General features: G+C 54.8%; 14 protein-coding genes and 1 tRNA gene. 7 read left to right on the top strand and 8 right to left on the bottom strand.

The genetic code is table 11. The features are described from left to right. Positions 1-3: 3 nt before the first annotated feature. Genes ACI0FJ_RS06725 through ACI0FJ_RS06715 form a run of 3 tightly spaced genes read left to right on the top strand, consistent with a single transcriptional unit; the run spans position 4 to position 4988 of the window. Positions 4-3915: a DUF2169 domain-containing protein gene (locus ACI0FJ_RS06725; protein WP_424300780.1), complete on the top strand. Its 3912-nt coding sequence runs from the start codon at positions 4-6 to the stop codon at positions 3913-3915. Beyond that, positions 3915-4568 carry a DUF3540 domain-containing protein gene (locus ACI0FJ_RS06720; protein ID WP_424300777.1) on the top strand — a complete coding sequence of 218 codons (654 nt, stop codon included), beginning with the start codon at positions 3915-3917 and terminating at the stop codon, positions 4566-4568. The genes ACI0FJ_RS06725 and ACI0FJ_RS06720 overlap by 1 nt, the downstream gene beginning before the upstream one ends. Positions 4569-4577: 9 nt before the next feature. After that, positions 4578-4988: a DUF4150 domain-containing protein gene (locus tag ACI0FJ_RS06715; protein WP_424300774.1), complete on the top strand. Its 411-nt coding sequence runs from the start codon at positions 4578-4580 to the stop codon at positions 4986-4988. An 879-nt stretch (positions 4989-5867) separates the two neighbouring features. On the opposite strand, the gene ACI0FJ_RS06710 is transcribed toward ACI0FJ_RS06715, so the two are convergent. The 3 genes from ACI0FJ_RS06710 to glpT form a co-directional block, all read right to left on the bottom strand. Further along, positions 5868-6212, bottom strand: a complete 345-nt coding sequence (locus ACI0FJ_RS06710; RefSeq protein ID WP_424300772.1) for a DUF190 domain-containing protein — start codon at positions 6210-6212, stop codon at positions 5868-5870. Positions 6213-6229: 17 nt separating this feature from the next. Then, on the bottom strand, positions 6230-6604 hold the full coding sequence (crcB, locus tag ACI0FJ_RS06705; protein ID WP_424300769.1) for a fluoride efflux transporter CrcB: 375 nt from the start codon (positions 6602-6604) through the stop codon (positions 6230-6232). A 268-nt stretch (positions 6605-6872) separates the two neighbouring features. After that, on the bottom strand, positions 6873-8246 hold the full coding sequence (gene glpT / locus ACI0FJ_RS06700) for a glycerol-3-phosphate transporter (RefSeq protein WP_424300766.1): 1374 nt from the start codon (positions 8244-8246) through the stop codon (positions 6873-6875). Between the two features lie 651 nt (positions 8247-8897). Here glpT and ACI0FJ_RS06695 point away from each other — a divergent pair. The 4 genes from ACI0FJ_RS06695 (at position 8898) to aat (ending at position 13155) form a co-directional block, all read left to right on the top strand. Continuing rightward, a complete protein-coding gene (locus tag ACI0FJ_RS06695) occupies positions 8898-9596 on the top strand; it encodes a class IV adenylate cyclase (protein WP_424300763.1) in 699 nt (232 codons plus the stop codon). 132 nt (positions 9597-9728) lie between these two features. Then, positions 9729-10043 carry an ATP-dependent Clp protease adapter ClpS gene (clpS, locus tag ACI0FJ_RS06690; RefSeq protein WP_424300760.1) on the top strand — a complete coding sequence of 105 codons (315 nt, stop codon included), beginning with the start codon at positions 9729-9731 and terminating at the stop codon, positions 10041-10043. A gap of 3 nt (positions 10044-10046) precedes the next feature. Continuing rightward, positions 10047-12320 carry an ATP-dependent Clp protease ATP-binding subunit ClpA gene (gene clpA / locus ACI0FJ_RS06685; RefSeq protein ID WP_424300757.1) on the top strand — a complete coding sequence of 758 codons (2274 nt, stop codon included), beginning with the start codon at positions 10047-10049 and terminating at the stop codon, positions 12318-12320. Between the two features lie 91 nt (positions 12321-12411). Continuing rightward, on the top strand, positions 12412-13155 hold the full coding sequence (gene aat / locus ACI0FJ_RS06680) for a leucyl/phenylalanyl-tRNA--protein transferase (protein WP_424300754.1): 744 nt from the start codon (positions 12412-12414) through the stop codon (positions 13153-13155). A 190-nt stretch (positions 13156-13345) separates the two neighbouring features. Here aat and ACI0FJ_RS06675 read toward each other — a convergent pair whose 3' ends face one another. From ACI0FJ_RS06675 to ACI0FJ_RS06655, 5 genes are all read right to left on the bottom strand, one after another. Continuing rightward, positions 13346-14455: an acyltransferase family protein gene (locus ACI0FJ_RS06675; protein ID WP_424300751.1), complete on the bottom strand. Its 1110-nt coding sequence runs from the start codon at positions 14453-14455 to the stop codon at positions 13346-13348. Positions 14456-14473: 18 nt separating this feature from the next. Next, on the bottom strand, positions 14474-16105 hold the full coding sequence (locus tag ACI0FJ_RS06670) for a methyl-accepting chemotaxis protein (protein ID WP_424300748.1): 1632 nt from the start codon (positions 16103-16105) through the stop codon (positions 14474-14476). Positions 16106-16551: 446 nt separating this feature from the next. After that, entirely contained in the window at positions 16552-17292 is a 741-nt protein-coding gene (locus tag ACI0FJ_RS06665; protein WP_424300745.1) for a zinc ribbon domain-containing protein, read from the bottom strand. A gap of 61 nt (positions 17293-17353) precedes the next feature. Continuing rightward, the gene (locus tag ACI0FJ_RS06660) at positions 17354-18190 is read right to left on the bottom strand and encodes a Nif3-like dinuclear metal center hexameric protein (RefSeq protein WP_424300742.1); all 837 of its coding nucleotides are present in this window, start codon (positions 18188-18190) and stop codon (positions 17354-17356) included. Between the two features lie 85 nt (positions 18191-18275). Then, positions 18276-18351, bottom strand: a tRNA-Ile gene (locus tag ACI0FJ_RS06655). Positions 18352-18440: the final 89 nt, after the last annotated feature.

Below are 18440 nucleotides of genomic sequence, written 5' to 3'. Positions count from 1 at the left end.
TGTATGAAATGCGTCAGGGAGCTGGAACAGGGCGTTATGCTCAATACCTTTGGGGTGAAGGATAAATATTATTTTTCCGTGGCCGTGATGACGTATTTCAGCCTGGACAACCCTGACGAGCCGCTCAAGGAAAGCGAAATGTGGCCCATGGTTCAGGAGGAGATAGGCAAGGAGACCGTCTTCGACATGGGGCTGCCCAAGCAACGTGGCGAGGTGGTGGTATGTGGCAAATGCTACACCCCTGGCGGCAAACCCGCGCCTGCCTGCCCCGTGGGCGTGCGCGTGGGCAACGTTGCCAAGGAACTGCATGTGTTTGGCCCCAGGTTTTGGGATAAAACCCCAGCTGGTCCGGTCCCCACCAGCCCCACGCCGTTCACCATGCTGGACCTTACCTGGGAAAAGGCTTTTGGCGGCCCTGGTTTTCCCAAAAATCCGCTGGGCAAGGGGCACGACCCCATTGTTACGGATTCCGGCGGAAAGGTGATTCCGCTGCCCAATGTGGAATATCCTGACCATCCGGTAACCTCGCCTTCGGACAGGCCCACACCTGCCGGGTTTATGCCCATCGACCTCATGTGGCCCCAGCGCCATTCCAAAACCGGCACTTATGATGACAAATGGTTCAGGGAACGCTGGCCCTATTACCCGGAAGACATGGACTGGACGTTTTTCAACGTCACGCCCGAGGACCAGTGGGCCAAGGAATTTTTCAGCGGGGAAGAAGACATTGAACTGACCAACATGCATCCCCGCCATCCTCGTCTGCTCTCGCGCCTGCCCCGTCTGCGCCAGCGTATTTTCATCCATCGGCTCAAGGATTGGCGGGACCGCGACGGCGAATACGACTTTGTGGAGCAGGAAACCCGCGTGGATACGGTCTGGCTCTTCCCCCACAGGGAGCGGGGTGTGACCTTTTCGCGGACTGTTTTCGAGATTCACGACGACGAACCGCTGGACGTGAAATATCTTTTTCTGGTCACCGAGCCCATGGACGAAGCCCCTAAATCTTTGCAGCACTATAAGGAAGAACTGGAACGCAAACTCGACCGTTCCATAAAAATCGACCTTGCTCCGCTTGAGGAGGCGCAGGAAAAAATCAAGGACGCGGTGGATCAGCTCAAGGACCTTCCCAAGATCATCGAAGATAAGGTGGACGAGGGGTTGGGCAAGGCTCCCATGGTCAAGAAGTCTCCGGCCCAGGTGGCCAAGGAGGCCCACGCCGTTCTTGATATGGGCATGTCCAATATGGACATGGCAGAAAAACAGCTCACCGAGGTCAAGGCCAAGTTCGGCCATATGGCCAAGGTGGACCTCAAAGCCGTGGCCAAGGGCCGGGAAAAGATGGCCAAGGCCAAGGAAGATATTTCCGCAGCCGTTGCACGTGTGGAGAAAATGAAGTCCGACACCGCCGCCAAGGCCGCGGACATGCGCAAAAAAATGGAGGCGGAGCTGGAATATACCAAGGCCGCGGCCAAAGGCGTGCCCAATGGGGGGGAGGCCGTTAAATTCGCCGCCGATATCCTGGCCGATTTCGACGCAGCTATGGACATGGCACAGGACCGAGTGCCCGGCGATCCCTGGAAGACCCGAGGATTCGACTTTGTGGTCCGTTGCCGCCAACGCCTTATCGATGAAGACCCGGACGCCTTCAAGACCATGCGGCGTTTGGGATTTCGGCCATATACGCTCAAACGGTCCTTTGTAGGCATAAACCCGGTGGAGGCCGTGCACAGCCGCGCCCAATGGGGGCTGGAACCGGATGAAAAGGCCGAGGCCGAGGGCCGCGACCCGGACGAACTGATTATTCCTGCGGGGTTGGTCATTCCCCGTTTTCAGCAGGCCGATCTGGTGGACATTTGCCTGTTGCCCGGCGAGTGGCCGGAAAAAATCGGGAGCGCCGAGCCGTGGCACAGGGTGGATGGTTCGGAAGAGGGAGCCTTGGCCCGTGCCGTACAGCCGCTCAAGCCCGTGCTCATCCTGCCCGATGCTTTGCAGGCACGGCTGGTTGAGCAGGAGGCCGACGACATGGTCGGCGTGCTGGCCATGAAAACTCCCGGCGATACCTTGGATGACGACACCGCGGCCATGGTGCCCGAAGCCAGCCATGTCTACGTGGCCCATCCCGAGGACAAGCCTTTGGACCTCGATCCCTGGACCTCACTGCACGAAACGCCGGAACCGGCGCCGTTTCCGTACGGCCTCGACCTTTTTACGGCCCGCAAGCAGGGCTTGGACATCCGCAAGTGGGTGCGGGGGCTGTTGCCTGCGGAACTGGTGGCCGACATCCCGGAAGACGAGGAGCTGGACGACGACGGGTTCAGCGATTTGGTACCCAAGCCGCCCGTGCCGCCCAAGCACGACATCAAGGGGCTTGTGGAACGGCTTCAGAAGAAGATTCAGGACCATGTGCAGCCCATGGTGGACAAGGCCCAACAGGAGCGCAAGGCCGTTCTGACCGAGGCGGCGGAGACCCTGAAAAAGTACAACAAGGACCCGCAGCCCGTGCTCGACCTGTTGGCGAAAGACCCGCTCAAAATGTCTTTTGCCAATGAAAAAGGGGTGCCTGTAAAGGACATGGCCAAAGAGTTTGCCGAGGCCATGGCCGAGAACCGCAAGCGTATTGTGGATGCCGGGCAGATGACGCCCGAACTGGAAAAAAAACTCGGTGGGTTCGAGGGGAAATTTTCCAAACTTTTTGCCGATGCCGGAGCTCTGCAAAAGGACGCCGAAGCCCAAATGGCCGAACTGGGTGGTAAGGGCAAACTGCCTGCCTGGGCGCAGGAGCAGCTTAAAAAGGCGGGATGGGAGCCGGACGACCCCATGCAGTTCACCAGACAGGACGTTATCGACAGGTATGCAGCCGGGCGTACCCTTGCCCAGAAGAATTTGCAGGGGCTTGATCTGTCCGGGCTGGACCTGTCCGGCGCGAATTTGAAAAATGCCATTCTGGTGGGCACGAACTTCAGCGGTTCCAATCTGTCGGGCGCGGACATGGAACAATGCGTGGCGGAAAAGGCCGACTTTACCAAGGCCAATCTGCAAAACGTCCGGTTGCGGCGCAGCATCTGTAAAAAAGCCAAGTTTGTGCAGGCCGACCTGTCCGGGGCCATTGTAACCCAGGCCATGCTGGTGGGGGCCGACCTTACCAAGGCCCGTTGCGTGGGGGCGGACATCTCCGAAAGCCTGTTTGAAAAGGCCATCTGCCATGATGCCAATTTTACGCAGGCAACGGCGGTTTCGAGTTATTTCATTGAAGCCGACGTCAGCCGTGCCGACTTTGGACAGGCGGATATGGAACGCTGCGTCTTTATGAAGGCCACGCTGGACAATACCCGCTTTGTGGAGGCCAAGGCCCGACAGCTCTATATTTTGGAGTCGCAGGGGCAGAAGCCTGTCTTTGCCGGGGCTGACATGCACAACAGCCGCATCATCAATGACACCAACCTGGTGGATGCGGATTTTACGGACATTGCATGTGAGAGCGGCGCCTGGTTCCGGTCCAAGCTTCCCGGGGCCGACTTCCGGGGCGCGCATTTTTACCGCTCCATGCTGGAACAATGTGAAATACCGGGTGCGAATCTGCAGCGCGTACAAGCCCGGCAGACCCGCTTCAACCATACGGACATGACCAACGCGGACATGCAGGGCATGAACCTGTATGAAGGCTCGTTGCGCAAGGCCTGGGTAACCAATGCCGACATGCGCCATGCCAACCTTTACGGCGCGGAGTTCTTCAAGACCAAGATCGGTCAGACCCGGCTGGAAGGTGCCAACCTCAAGAAAACCTATCTGCGCGATCACATGGATATCGTGCGTGACATCAACGATCCGGCGCGGCGGTCCAATGCCGTGGATTTTCAGCCGGACCAGTCCCAAAGCGCCAAAGACGCAGGGGACGTGAAAGGAGACAAGTAATGAGCAACAATCTTGCCCAAAAAATGGACCAGCCCCAGCCCGAGCTTGAGTACGCCCAGGTGGAATTGTTGGAAGCCGACGGCATTGTGGTGAGCACGCCTACGGCCAGATTTTCCGCTCGGCAGGCGGTGTCGTGTCTGGTTCGTCCTCTGCCGGGGGATACAGTGCTCCTTTCCCGCGACATGACGGGGCAGGTTTATGTGCTGTCTGTTCTGGAGCGTCCCGACGCCGACCAGCCCACCACGCTCCTGGTACATGGCGACCTGAATCTGGAAGCCGCCGGACAGGTGAGCCTGACCTCGCCGCAGGATATCCGGTTGACTTCGGGCCAGGAGGTGGGGGTGGCCGCATCCAGAATTTCCATGAATGCCGTGGAAGCTGAAGGTTCGTTTGAGAAAACCACCCTGACGTCGCGTTTTTTTGACGGGCGTTTTGAGCGCATTCGGCAGGTGGCGCAGGCCGTGGATAGTTTTTTCGGACGTGTGGTCGAACGCATGAAGACCAACCACCGCAAGGTGGAAGAGGCCGAGGACGTGCAGGTGGGGCAGGCCCGCTACTTGGTGGACGGCACCTGGACTGTGCACACCAAGCAGACCATGCATACCTCGCAGGGCCATGTGAAGATAGACGCGGAAACCGTGCAATTGAACTAGGAGAAGGCAATGTTTGCAAATACAATGATGGGCGGGGTCCAGATGGGCTTTCCCGATACCTGCACCACTCCCGGTGTGGCGGCCGGAGCGCCCGCACCTGTGCCGTATCCCAACATCGGAGTGGGGGCCACAACCATACCTCCCACCAATGCCATGAACGTGCTGGTATCCTGCGCACCTGCCCAGAATCAGCTGACCATGGGCACCATCAGCAACGGCGACAACGCGGGCGTCATGCTTGGTGTGGCTTCGGGCATGGTTATGGGGCCGCAGGGTTTTACCCTCGGCAGCCTGACCGTGTTCATGGGAGGTCCGCCTGCGCAGCGGCTTACCAGCATGACCAAGCACAACGGTGCGAGCATGAACGATCCGGGTATCAGTGCTGTGCCGAGTCAGGTTAAGTGTCTGGTGTTGGGGTAAGGCGGTCTAGGCGGCTGAAAATGGCACGATGGCTGCGTTACTTCAAAAGATTTAAACCTTCGCGTATAAAAGAAATACGCGTCAGTCTTAAATCTTTTTCGTGCCTTGCCCTCCCACCATTTTGAGCCACCTAATCTTTTTAGTCGCTGAAAATGGGGTGATAACTGAGTTCTTCTCACGCCTTGTCTCACCCCATTTTGATCCGCCTAGAGTTTTGGGGGAAGCATACTTGTCTACCACAATACAATGTCGGGTTGTGCGTGTGCAAAGGCTGGTTCTGTTTTTACTCCTCTTGTTGATGTGCACTTTGCTTGGCTGTGCAGACAAGCAGGCGGATCTGTCTGCCAGGCTCGACGCGGAAGTCGTGGGAAAAGACAAGGGTGCCATTTATTACTTTCTCCCTCCATTTTTAGGGCTCCAGAATTTGTATTCCGTTCTTCCTTTCTATGTATGGGACTGCAAAGGGGAAGAAAACGAACACATCGTGTGCGGCTGGAGATGGAGGGTGTCGCAGGGCGACCTTCAATACACGTTAGTGCGTTTTGATCTGCAAAACGGGACGGTTGCTGGGTATCAATATATTTACGAGTACCACGATGTGCCCTAGGTGACTGAAGGCAATAACTGCGTTGTTTCAAAGAACTCAAATCTTCGCGTATCGGGAAATACGCGTCAGCCTTGCGTTCTTCTTACGCCTTGTTCTCACTCCCCTTTGAGCCGCCTCGTGTTTGGGGAGTATTTTGGTGCGAGCCACAATTCTCGTTCCCCGAAATACGATCAGGCCGTGTATCCGGAAAGCAACGCTTTCCGGATACACGGCCTGATCGTAATATGGGGGTCCGGGGGAGGTTACCTCCCCCGGCCGCCGGAGGCATCTTCTTATTCTTTGCCTTTATATTTGTGCATTGCCACATGCACCGGCTCAGTGGTCACCAATCCCTGGTCCATGGCTGAATCCAACCAAGGGAGAAAAGCTTCTATTTTTTCCGGGTTGTCCACTATTTCGATAATCAGGGGTAGGTCTTCGGCAAGCATGAGAATGCGCGAGGTCCGCAGCGCGTTGCCGGGGCTGTAGCCTGCCACGCCGCGAAAGACCGTACCGCCTTCCAGCCCCTGCTTTCTTGCCGTGCGGATGATTTCCTCAAAAAGGGGCTTGCCGTCGTATTTTTTCATTTCGCTTGTGTAGATGCGCAGGCGCATGGCGCCGTTGGTGTGCATAGGCATAGTGCGCTCCTTGGTGTTCAGACTTTGCGGGCCAGGTACAGGCCGGTATGTACGAGAGCGAGGCCGAGTACAATCTGGCCCACGAGGTAGATCATAAATGAGGCCCACTGGCCGTACCGCAGCATGGAGTGGGATTCGAACATGAAGGTCGAATATGTAGTGAAAGCCCCCATGAAGCCGGTCAGCAGTATCATGCGTGCTTCGGCATTGAGCGGCAAACGTGTTTCCAGAAAGCCGAAAACAAGGCCGAAGAGAAACGACCCCAGCATGTTGACGACCATGGTGCCCAGGGGGAACGACCCGCCGGCCATACGTTGGACGAGTCCGCCCAGGCCATAGCGGGATACGGTACCGAGTGCGCCTCCCAGCGCGATAATGAGAATTTTTTGCACTTTTCAGTCTCTCGTTGTCTTATCGTTGACGTTTCAACCGCCGCGTAGGGTACTCCAATGTTTACGGAAACGGAAGGCCGGAGCCTGGATGCCACAGGTTGGAGAAAAGGCAGTGATGGCGCGAGCTGGTAGATATGTTGCGGGCGAGTGATAAAATTATTGTGCGTGTTTTGGGGAAAGAGAGATTTTTCCGGGCAATTTCAGAAGGGCAAACAAAAGGCACCCCGAAGGATGCCTTTTGTAGGAAGAGGAGTGATGGGATGAGCGTTTAACGGGAAGAGTAGGCTGTTTCGCCCATTGCTTCCATTTTCCGGCGGTGACGCTTTTCTCCTGCAACAGTGAGCAGCATGAGCAGGCAGGCAATGACCGAACCTGTGATCATCACGTAGAAGCCGCCGTCCCAGCCAAAGGAGTCCACTGTGTATCCGATGATGGCGCTGGCTGCCACGGACCCGCCGATGTAGCCGAAAAGTCCGGTGAAACCGGCAGCTGTTCCGGCAGCCTTTTTGGGAGCCAGTTCCAGAGCGTGCAGGCCGATGAGCATGACCGGACCGTAGATGAGAAAGCCGATGATGATCATGCAAGCCATGTCGACACCCGGGTTGCCCGCAGGGTTCAGCCAATAGACAACAGTGGCGATGGTGACCAGCAACATGAAGAAGAAACCGGTAGCGCCGCGGTTGCCCTTGAATACGCGGTCGGACATCCAGCCGCACAGCAGGGTGCCGGGAATGCCTGCGTATTCATACAGGGCGTAAGCCCAGGAGGATTTGTCCAGGGTAAAATGCTTTACTTCGCTGAGGTACGTGGGGGACCAGTCCAGGATGCCGTAGCGGATCAGATAAACGAACACGTTGGCGAAAGCGATGATCCACAGCATTTTGTTTTTGAAGACGTACTCGACGAAAATTTCCTTGGCTGTGAATTCCTGTTCGTCTTTTTCTTTGTCGTAGTCTTCGGGGTAGTCGTTTTTGTATTCCTCAATGGAAGGAAGACCACAAGACTGCGGGGTGTCGCGCAGCACCACGAGGCAGATAACAGCCATCACCAATGCGGCGAGGCCGGGAATCCAGAAAGCGGTGTGCCAGTCGCCGAAAATGGTCATACCGAGCAGGAAAAGCAGAGCCGGAATGCCGCCGCCCACGTTATGTGCGCAGTTCCATACGGCAACGAGTCCGCCGCGTTCGCTTTTGGACCACCAGTGGACCATAAGGCGTCCGCAGGGAGGCCAGCCCATGCCTTGGAACCATCCGTTGATGAACAGCAGCACAAACATGATGGTTACGCTGGAAGTGGCCCAGGGGAAGAAACCCATGGTCATCATAACAACAGCGGACGCGGTAAGTCCCAGTGGAAGAAAGAACCGGGAGTTGGAGCGGTCCGAGATGGAAGCCATAAGAAACTTGGAAAGTCCATAGGCAATGGAAATTGCCGAGAGAGCGAATCCAAGTTCGCCTTTACTAAAGCCTTCCTGAACAAGATAAGGAATTGCCAGAGCAAAGTTTTTCCGTACAAAATAATACGCCGCGTATCCGAAGAATATACCCAGAAAGACCTGGATACGAAGACGCTTGTACACTGGGTCGATTTTCCCATCATCCAATCTGGATATATGGGCAGCAGGACGTAAAAATCCGATCATCCCAATCTCCTTTCTATATCAAAAACACAAAATGAATTTGCCAGGCAAAAATAACGTAATTTATATCTTGCGATGCTGTATGGATGTCGTGATGTAGTCAGTATTGCTATTATAGAAATGATCAATATGTTTTAAAAAGTACCATAGATGTTCATTTATGTTCTCATAAATGAAGTAATGCGATAAAATTTTCCTTATCGAAATTTATAGGTGGGGGCGTACACTCATGAAGTTCGTAATGCAACAAGTTTGTAACACAAACGTCACTAAATTGTAACAAATCAGGAAAAAATGTTGATCTTGTTTTCCATTTAGAACCTATTTCAGGGGGTGGATCGCTTTGCTTGTCTATTATCCTGTTCCACTGAATATATTCGTAGAAAAAAATAGGTTGTTGACATTTTTTATCCGTTGGCAGACATGCCGGATGAGGAGAGCAGGAGAGACAGGTTGGATGAGTTTTCTGTAACCGTATTTTTTTTATGATTATTCTGAGATGATCCTTTATGAAACCTCCCGCCTGCTCCTGCGCAGACAGGGAAGAGAAGTCACTCTACGGTTGCCATCCGCTACGGTTGGAGCGAAAGTTGACGAACCCTGTTTGAAAAGGAATGATCGGAAAAGCTCAGTGCGTGCAACGAAGTTTCAACCGTGGGGTTGAGACGGCTGTTCATCAACCCTGCCGAGGCGTGTATGTCCATGGAAATAGAGGCCAAATTTCCGGTCCACGATTTTGAACCGGTTCGCATGCGCCTCGCTGCTGTCGGTGCCTTGTATTGCACCAGGATGTTTGAGGAAAATATTGTTCTGGATGTAAAGGACAAGGACCGTGCAACTCTGCGCGAACAAAAGGTGTTGCTTCGGTTGCGCAGGAATGTGTCTATGAACAAGGCTGGGGACAAGGCTGGCGGCAAAGTTCGTGAAGGGGCTGTCGAAACCCTGCTGACCGTAAAACTCCCGCCCGAAGCAACCTCCGGGTTCGCCAAGGTCTGCCGCGAACTCGAAACCGGAGTGGCGGATTTTGACGCCATTTCACAAATACTTGGAGTGCTGGGATTCATACAGGCGTTCAGCTACGAGAAAATTCGCGAAACATGGGAACTGGAGGGCTGCCATATCTGTCTGGACGAGGTCTGTTTCGGCCTGTTTGTGGAGATAGAGGGCGACGAACCTTCCATAATGCGCGCCGCGGAACTTCTTGGGTTGGACCTTGCCAGCGCATCCGACAGGAACTACCATGAACTGAACAGGGAATTCCGGCGTGCGGGCAATCTTCCACCGCAGGACAGTTTTACGTTTCCTCCTGCACGCGGCGAAGCCATCCGGCATGAATTGGGAATAAAAAAATAATAACCAGCTGCTTTACGCCCGTTGGTGTTTCTGATGTAATCCCTACTAAGGCTGGCACTTTCATTCTCTTGCTCTTCACAAATGCGTAATCATACTTACCTCGTATCCTAGGGGCAACACAGGAACGAAAAAATGGCTGACAAATTTCCTGACGAACGTTTTGATAACGAAGTGTTTGTGGAGGATAAGGTCCAGGAACCTAGAAGGTTCCAGGTCCTCCTGCACAATGATGATTATACCACCATGGAATTCGTGGTTCGGGTTTTGTGTGATGTTTTCAACAAGACGCATGCCCAGGCAACGGACCTCATGCTGACCGTGCACAAACAGGGCAAGGCAGTATGCGGGGTGTATACCTTTGAGGTGGCGGAAACCAAAGTGAACATGGTGCACAAGCTGGCCCGGGAGGCCGGGTATCCGCTGAAGTGCAGCATGGAAGAGGTCTGACCGATGCTAAGCAAACAATTAGAAACCGTGCTGACGGACGCTGTCCGTGAAGTTAAACGGCGCAACCACGAGTATCTTACCCTTGAGCACCTGCTTTACGCCATGGCCAAGGATGAGAACGGGCGGAGCCTGCTTGAGACCTGCGGCGCGGATGCATCGCGCCTGGTGACTCAGTTGGAAGGTTTCTTCAACGAGCACATGGAAGTTCTTCCCGAGGTGGACCAGACCGAAGTCATCCAGACCTTGGGCGTACAGCGTGTGTTGCAGCGTGCCATTCTGCACATGCAGTCCGCTGGGAAGAGCAAGGTCGAAGTCGGCGACGTTCTGGCCGCGTTTTTCGACGAGGAAGACTCCTATGCCGTTTATTTTCTAAAAACCCACGGGGTTACCCGTTTGAATGTCTTGGAGCTTATTTCGCACGGCCTGCCCGCGGCGGAAACTCCGGACGAGGAAGACGAACTTCCGGTGGAACCGAAAAAGGACGCCTCGAAGGAAGCCAAGGTGCTGGCTCAATACACCGTGGACCTCATCGCCAAGGCTGAGGCAGGAGAAATTGATCCGCTTATCGGACGTGATGCGGAAATGCGCCGCACCATCCAGGTGCTGGCCCGCCGCCGCAAGAACAACCCCATTTTCGTGGGGGACGCGGGAGTGGGCAAGACCGCCATGGCCGAAGGCCTGGCATTGCGCATCGTGAAAGGGGAAGTGCCCGACTTGTTTCAGAATACGGAGATTTACGCCCTGGATATGGGCGCACTTCTGGCTGGAACCAAATATCGCGGCGATTTCGAAGCGCGACTCAAGGGCGTGGTCAATGCCATCAAGGATAATGACGAGGCCATCCTGTTTGTGGACGAAATCCACACCATCATAGGGGCGGGAGCGACCAGCGGCGGCTCCCTGGATGCCTCCAATATCCTCAAACCGTTGCTTGCCTCCGGGCAGATCCGCTGCATCGGTTCCACGACCTTTGAAGAATACAAGAATATCTTCGAAAAGGACCGGGCCCTTTCCCGGCGTTTTCAGAAGATAGAAATAACCGAACCGACCGTTGATGAAACCGTGTCCATCCTCAAGGGGCTCAAGTCCTACTACGAGGAGCACCACAACGTGCGTTACACAGACACGGCCATACGCAGCGCAGCCACGCTTTCGGCGCGCTACATCAACGACCGGTTCCTGCCCGACAAGGCCATCGACGTGCTGGATGAAACCGGCGCGGCCTGCAAGCTGGACAGGCCAGGAAAATGTGGCACCATCACCGTGCGTGATGTGGAACGCGTTATCGCCCGCATGGCCCGCATACCTGCCCAGCGTGTCAGTTCGTCGGACAAGACCCGGCTCATGCACCTGGATGACGACCTCAAGAATGTGGTCTTCGGCCAGGACAGCGCCATCGATGCCCTGGCGCGCTCCATCAAAAGGCAGCGGGCCGGACTGGGCAACGAGACACGTCCCTTGGGCAACTTCCTGCTCATCGGCCCCACGGGCGTGGGTAAAACCGAACTTGCCCGCCAGCTGGCCAACGTGCTGGGCGTGTCCTTTCTGCGCTACGACATGAGCGAATACATGGAGAAGCACGCGGTTTCGCGCCTCATCGGATCGCCTCCGGGCTACGTGGGGTTTGACCAGGGTGGGCTGCTGGTGGACGATGTGCGCAAGCATCCCTATTGTGTGCTGCTCTTCGACGAAATCGAAAAGGCACACGGCGATATCTTCAATATTCTGCTCCAGGTCATGGACTACGCCACCCTGACGGACAACAACGGACGCAAGGCCGACTTCCGCCACATCATCATCCTTATGACCTCCAATGCCGGGGCACGGGAGATGACCAAGTCCAACATTGGTTTCGGACAGGGCAAGGAAGCCGACACGAGCAAGGCCCTCAAGGAAGTGGAACGCCTGTTCAGCCCGGAATTCCGCAACCGCCTGGACGGTATTGTACCGTTCGGTCATTTGGACCAGGCCATTGTGGAACGCATCGTGGACAAGTTTGTCAGCGAACTGAACGAGCAGCTCAAATCCAAGAGGGTTCACGTCAGCCTTTCCGCCGAGGCGAGAAAGCAGCTTGCCCTCAAGGGGTACGATCCGGCTTTTGGAGCCAGACCTTTGGGACGTGTGATCCAAAGCGAGGTCAAAGACCTGCTGGCCGATGAAATTCTCTTCGGCAGACTGGTCAAGGGCGGCGAAGTGGAAGTGCAGTGCAAGACCGGAAAAGACAAGACCAAGGAATTCCGGTTTCGTATCAAGGACAAGAAAAAAGACAAAAATTAGTAATTGTTACGGCGTGCCGGTGCGTTGAACGTATTCCGGCACGCCGTTTCTTTTGCGCCGGTCTTCGTCGGGACACGGCAAAGAGGGTGCGATGTCCGTTTTTCTATTAAGCGACGACTGCGTTTTTCCCGATCCTCGTCACGCCGAGCCGGACGGCCTGCTGGCAGTGGGCGGGGATCTTTCCTACGAGCGAATCCTCACGGCCTACGCACACGGCATTTTCCCCTGGTATAGCGACAACACTCCCATTCTCTGGTGGTCCACCGATCCCCGGCCCATCATCATTCCCTCCAAGGTGCACGTTTCCCGCAGTCTGCGCCGCCTGATGCGCAAGTCTCCTTTTACCGTCACCATGGATACCGCTTTTTCCAGAGTCATCCGTCATTGCGCGAAAACGACCCGGCCCCAGGGAGAGGGCACTTGGCTGCTGCCGGAAATGATAGAAGCCTATGAAAATCTTCACGATGAAGGGTTCGCCCATAGCGTGGAGGCGTGGCAGGATGGGAAGCTTGTGGGCGGGCTGTACGGCGTAAGCCTTGGTGGTGCCTTTTTCGGTGAATCCATGTTTCATCATGCACCCTGTGCGTCCAAGGTGGCGCTTGTGACTCTGTGCCGCCTGCTGACTCAATGGAATTTCCATTTCATCGACTGCCAGCAGACCACACCGCATATTGTTGCCATGGGTGCCACGGAAGTGCCCCGCGAGACCTTTCAGGACATGTTGCGCGAAGCCATTCAGGTTCCTACCCGGAGAAGAAAATGGCGTGACGTCCTGAACCAGGGGAATGGAAACGATGAAGGAAATGTGGGGCAGGGGGAGGCTGTGAGCCTTTAAACAGACGAATAAGATATTGGATTGCAACAAAGCCGGAGCGAAAGACAAGCCGCTCCGGCTTTGTTGTTTTTTGTTGCATCCCGTAGTCTCCACGATCCCGGATGGGGTCGTGGAGACGCGGATTGGGATGGAGGGATGGAAGGATATGGAGGAGAGCGGGGCTCTGAACATTTGTCCGTTGTGTTGCGGATCAGAGAAACTTGGCGAACACGGGATTTCTTTTCAGAACTGCTGTGGTCCCCCAGCAGACGAATATCGATGCTGCCAGCAGCAGCGATGCCTTGCCATAGGTGGACGTACGCAGGCTGAGCAGAAAGTAGGCTCCATAATAGACCGGTATGGAGTGCAGAAGATAGATGCCGTAGGAGCTTCTTGAAAACGACTTCCAGTAGCGGCCGTCGTTATTGAACAACAGACGAAACAAGGCCAGCCCGGACATCAGTGTTGAAAGAGCGAAAAGGTTGAAGAAAATAGCGTTGGCCGCTTGTACCACAAGCTCGTTGCTGCGCACTGCCATGAGGAATTTGAAGTGCGTGTAGGCAAAAGCGGAGAACAGGCAAAGCGCTAGCCAGGGGGCGAGTTTGGGCATAAAACCGTCTTCTTCAAACCACCGTTGTTTCCAGGCCAGTATGCCGAGGCTGAAATAGAGCACGTAAACCATCAGCCGCAACGGCTGGAACTGGAGGAAATAAAAATCGTTACGCCAGGTATCTACGGGAAAGAACTGGTTCATGGTGAGGAACCAGCCAGATGTTGCAGCCAGGAAAAGGCCGAACAGGGCGATACCCGGCTTCTTCAATACGCGCTGGGGGCTTTGCAGGGTTTTGGATAACCGGAAAGCCACGGTAAGAACCATGAAAAATATCAGCAACATGCTGAGGAACCAGAAAACAGACTGGTTGAAAAAGGTCTTCGTCCAGAACTGTTTTTCCCAAAATTCCATGTAGCCAGGCGCTACTCCTCGGGACAGCAGAATCATGTACATGGCAGGCGGTGACAAAAGCAGCACCCCTATGATCCAGGGGATGACGATCCGCTTCATTTTCTGCGACCAGAATTTGCCGATTCCGTATTTTTGCAGCGAGGAGAGGGCAAAGTACCCGGCAATGAAAAACATAGTGGGCATGATGGGGACGTCGATGAGAATGACGCAATAGGTGAAGAAAAGGGACGGTTTGGGGTCGATGACGAACCACCAACTCGGCGAAAATTCCATATAGCAAAGAAAGACGTGCAGGCACACGACAAGAAAGATGGTAACCCCACGAAGATTGTCTAAAAAATAAAGTCTGCGATTCATTTGATATTTTCTCCAGGCCTAGGCGGACAACCTGCGGATCAGGGTGTTGAGCTCTCCGCACATTTTCACGAGATCGGTGCTTGCTTCATTTGCCTGCTGCATGCCTTCGGCTGTTTGGGATGCTATGGTGGTGATATCCTCCACGGCACTGTTTATCTCATCGCTGGAAGCGGACTGTTCCTCGGCTGCCGTGGCAATGGACTGGACCTGATCGGATGTGCTGTTGACTATATCTACGATCTTTTCCAGTGTCTTCCCGGAATTCATGGCCAGCCCCGTGGATGTCTCCACGGCCTTGTTGGCTTGCTTCATGGCTTCTATGGAGCGGGATGCTCCGTGCTGAATGGATTCTATGGCGGTGCTGACCTCGTCCGTGGCGTTCATGGTTTTTTCCGCAAGTTTGCGCACTTCATCCGCAACCACGGCGAATCCCCGTCCTGCATCCCCGGCCCTGGCCGCTTCTATGGCGGCATTGAGGGCCAGCAGGTTGGTCTGGTCGGCGATATCCTGAATAACATTGATGACGCTGCCGACCGAATCCGTCTGCTTTCCCAACTCCTCCATGAAACCTCCCAGAGTCTCGGTCTGGCTGCGCATGGCTTCGATGGAACGTATCAGGCTTTGCCCTTCGCTTTGCCCCGCGCTTGCCACTTCCTTGGCATTGACGGCGTTGTCCGCCGCGCTGATGGCGTTGCGCGCCACTTCCAGGGTGGTGCTGTTCATCTGCTCCATGGCTGTGGCTGTTTCGGTGGTCCGTTCGGACTGGTGCAGGGCTCCTTGGGCAGCTTCTTTTATTTGCGAGGCGATTATCCCGGCCGAAGCGTTGACCTGCTCGGTTATGTCCACCAGTTCCGCGGCAATCTGGGCCACCCGGCTGGCGTTTTCTTCTATTTCTTTTTGCTGCTCCTTCACCTCGGTAAGGTCGAAGTAGATGGTCAGCGCGCCTATCTGTTCATTATCGAGCCCGTAGATGGGGTCGGCGGAGAACTGCAGAATATTTGTCTTGCCGTTGCCCTCTATGCGGGTTTCTCCCTCTACCCGGATGCCGTCATGGACGACCTTGTCCGTGCGGGTCTTCCGGTCCGGCTCACCGTATATGTAGCCGCCGATGGTCATGCCGATGTATTCGGAAGGATCCCCTGTTTTGCCGGAAACCTTGAGGAGCTGTTTGCCTATGAAATCGATTTTTGCGTCCTGGTCGCAGGTCATGAAGGGATAGGCATCGGCAATGGCGTTTAGTACGCCTTCGGCAAAGCCGATGCGGTGTTTGAGGGTTTGCACGGTGGTGCCCAGGGGTTCTTCGAGCTTCCGGAATTCGGCCAAACCGGACGTTGTATCCGAGGCACTGAAATCGCCATTGCCCAGATTGTGCAGGGAGGTTGCAATTGTTTGGCAGCCTGTGGTGATTTTGCGGGAGGCCCATTGAACGTATGCAAGCCCGGAGACCAGAAACGCTGCACAGCCAAGGCAGACCGAGTAGAGAATTTGTCGATCCGTCCATGCGGAAAGGGCGAGAGCGGTGGGAGCTGTGGGAGTGTCGGGTGTGTTCGGAATCGAACCTGAAAGCAACTTGAATGCAGCGTAAAAAGCCAGGCCTCCGACAATTGCGGACACAAGTATGCCGATTCTTAATACGTATTTTATTCTCACAACTCCCCTCCGTGTCGATGATTAGTCGGTATAAATCTCAAACAGTATTTCTACTGTTCGGTTTCTGTTTGTAAAATCTATATTTGAGGGTGTGTTAAAATAGGAAAATATTTGTTGCATATTAGCCTGTATTTGAAGGGCGAGTCAATAAAAAATGAAAATTTGATGTCAAAATAAAAGCAAAAACGCTCATTTTATGTTCAGAATCGAACAATAGCGGCCTTCAAAGACGATCGGGCCGTGCGGATTGTGGAGGCGTCGGGGCCATCCAATGGTGGGAAGTGAACGTGCAGTATTGTACTGCGTGTGCAATTCCAGGGACCATGGGTGGCGGTAAGGTAGGGGATGGGGGAGCCATGGGCAAAAGAAAAGCCCGGCGGTTCAACACCACCGGGCTTTTCGGCAAAGTCGTTTCTGAGGGACGTGGAATTCCCGGAAAACTGCGCTTATTCGGCGCTTTTTTCCTCGGCAGAGGGAAGATGCTGATCCCAGTAGATCAGGCGCTGGCAGTTTGGGCAGCTGTGTATCTGCTTTCCGCGCTGCAGCTCGTTGTACGTCTGCGGCGGGATGGCAATGTGACAGCCGGTGCAGATGCCGGACTCTACAGGGACGATGACCGGATTCGCCAAGCGGGAGCGAATGAATTCGTAGCGGGAGAGAATAGGCTTGGGGATGATTTCGCAGGACACGGCGCGATTTTTCATCAGTTCGTTCAGAGCTTTCTGGGCCTTGCCGATGCGAACGTCCAGCGATGCGCGGTGTTCCTTGAGTTCATCTTCCAGGGAAGAACCATTGCTGTCCATCTGGGTAAGCATGTCTTCCTGGCGGGCGATTTCTTCGGTGAGGGTTACGTTTTCCTCTTCGCGCAGCCGGTTGAGTTTCTCCATATTGTCCATTTCCCGCATCATGGCATGATATTCGCGGGTGTTGGAAGCCATCATGAGCTTGCTTTTGGACTTTTTGATTTTGACGGCATCATCTTCGATTTCTGTGCCGAGCCTTTTCTGCTGCTCTTTGAGGATGCCTATCTTTTCAACGATCTGTTCTTGTTGTGTCTGGGCCGCGCCGTAACGTTCCTCAAGTTCTTTGAGTTCTTTGGGGGCGTTGTCGATTTCCTGTTCGAGGACGAGAATTTCGCCGTCGAGCTTTTGCAGGACTACGAGCTGTTCTATCTGCTTTTGATACATTTCCCTCTCTCCTTTCCGGACGGGCGTCCAGTATATTCAATACCTGAGCGGCAAAACCGCATCAGGACTTATGCGCAAGCCGGATTTCGAAGGGATCTTTTCCGGCAAAGAACCGGACGTCCACTTGGCTTGTCTCCAGCTTGTGTGCCAGGGATGCAGCGAGCCGCCGCATCATTTCCTCTTCCAGGCAGAAGTGTCCCACATCGACGATACAGCCGGTGGTCTCCTGCGCCTGGTGGTATTTCATGTCGCCGGTAATGAACACATCCGCACCCATGGCAAAGGCGTCTTCCGCCATGGAGGAACCGGAACCGGGGCATATTCCTACCCGGCGGATGTTATCCGGCCTTGGGCCGCACACCGTCCAGAACGGGCGGTTGATGTGGCGGCCCAGTGAATCGAGAAAAACTTCCAGGGGTTGCGCCGAGGGCAGGGTGCCGACAATGCCGTAGCCTGCGTTATCCTGCGCAGAACCCACCGGTTCAATCACGCCGCGTTGTTCCAGGAGCAAATCGTTTGCCAGCCAGTTGACCGGGCCGTCGGGATTTGTATCCAGGGACGTGTGGGCCGAATAGAGCCAGGCGTCGGCGCCGAGCACACGGCGTAGAATGTGGTGAAAGCCGTCCAGCCTGGAGGGCAGCTTGGGAGTGAGGGCCAACGGGTGATGGGAGAAAATGAGATCGGCGTTCCAATCGAGGGCCGGGTCAACTGTTTCCGGAAGCGGATCGAGCATGACGGCCAGACGATGCACTTCTTCTTTGCGGCCAGCTATCTGGACGCCGCTGTTGTCCCATTCCGCCTGCAAGTTCGGCGGAGCGATCTTTTCTATGAGGTCGAGCGTCTGGCTTATTTTCATTGCCGCAAAAAAAAGAAAGTGCTTGCCGGGGAATGCCCGCACAAGCACCTATTCTGTCGCTTGCTGCGTATATCGGGTTGTGTGGAGTGGACCTTTTTCGAGGGAGTCAATGCATTATCCTCGTTGATGGTGGGCCAACCTGGGTTCGAACCAGGGACCATCCGGTTATGAGCCGGAAGCTCTGCCAACTGAGCTATTGGCCCATATACGCCGTCGAGCTGAGCTACATAGCCCGCTTTTGGTTATAATGTCAAGAGGTGGTCGCACAATTGGGCCACCTTCTTTTATATCT

Source organism: Desulfovibrio sp. 7SRBS1 (assembly GCF_049723905.1).
Lineage (GTDB): Bacteria > Desulfobacterota > Desulfovibrionia > Desulfovibrionales > Desulfovibrionaceae.
The sequence above is the reverse complement of the archived record's forward strand: the minus strand, read 5'-3'. Positions and strand labels throughout refer to the sequence as shown.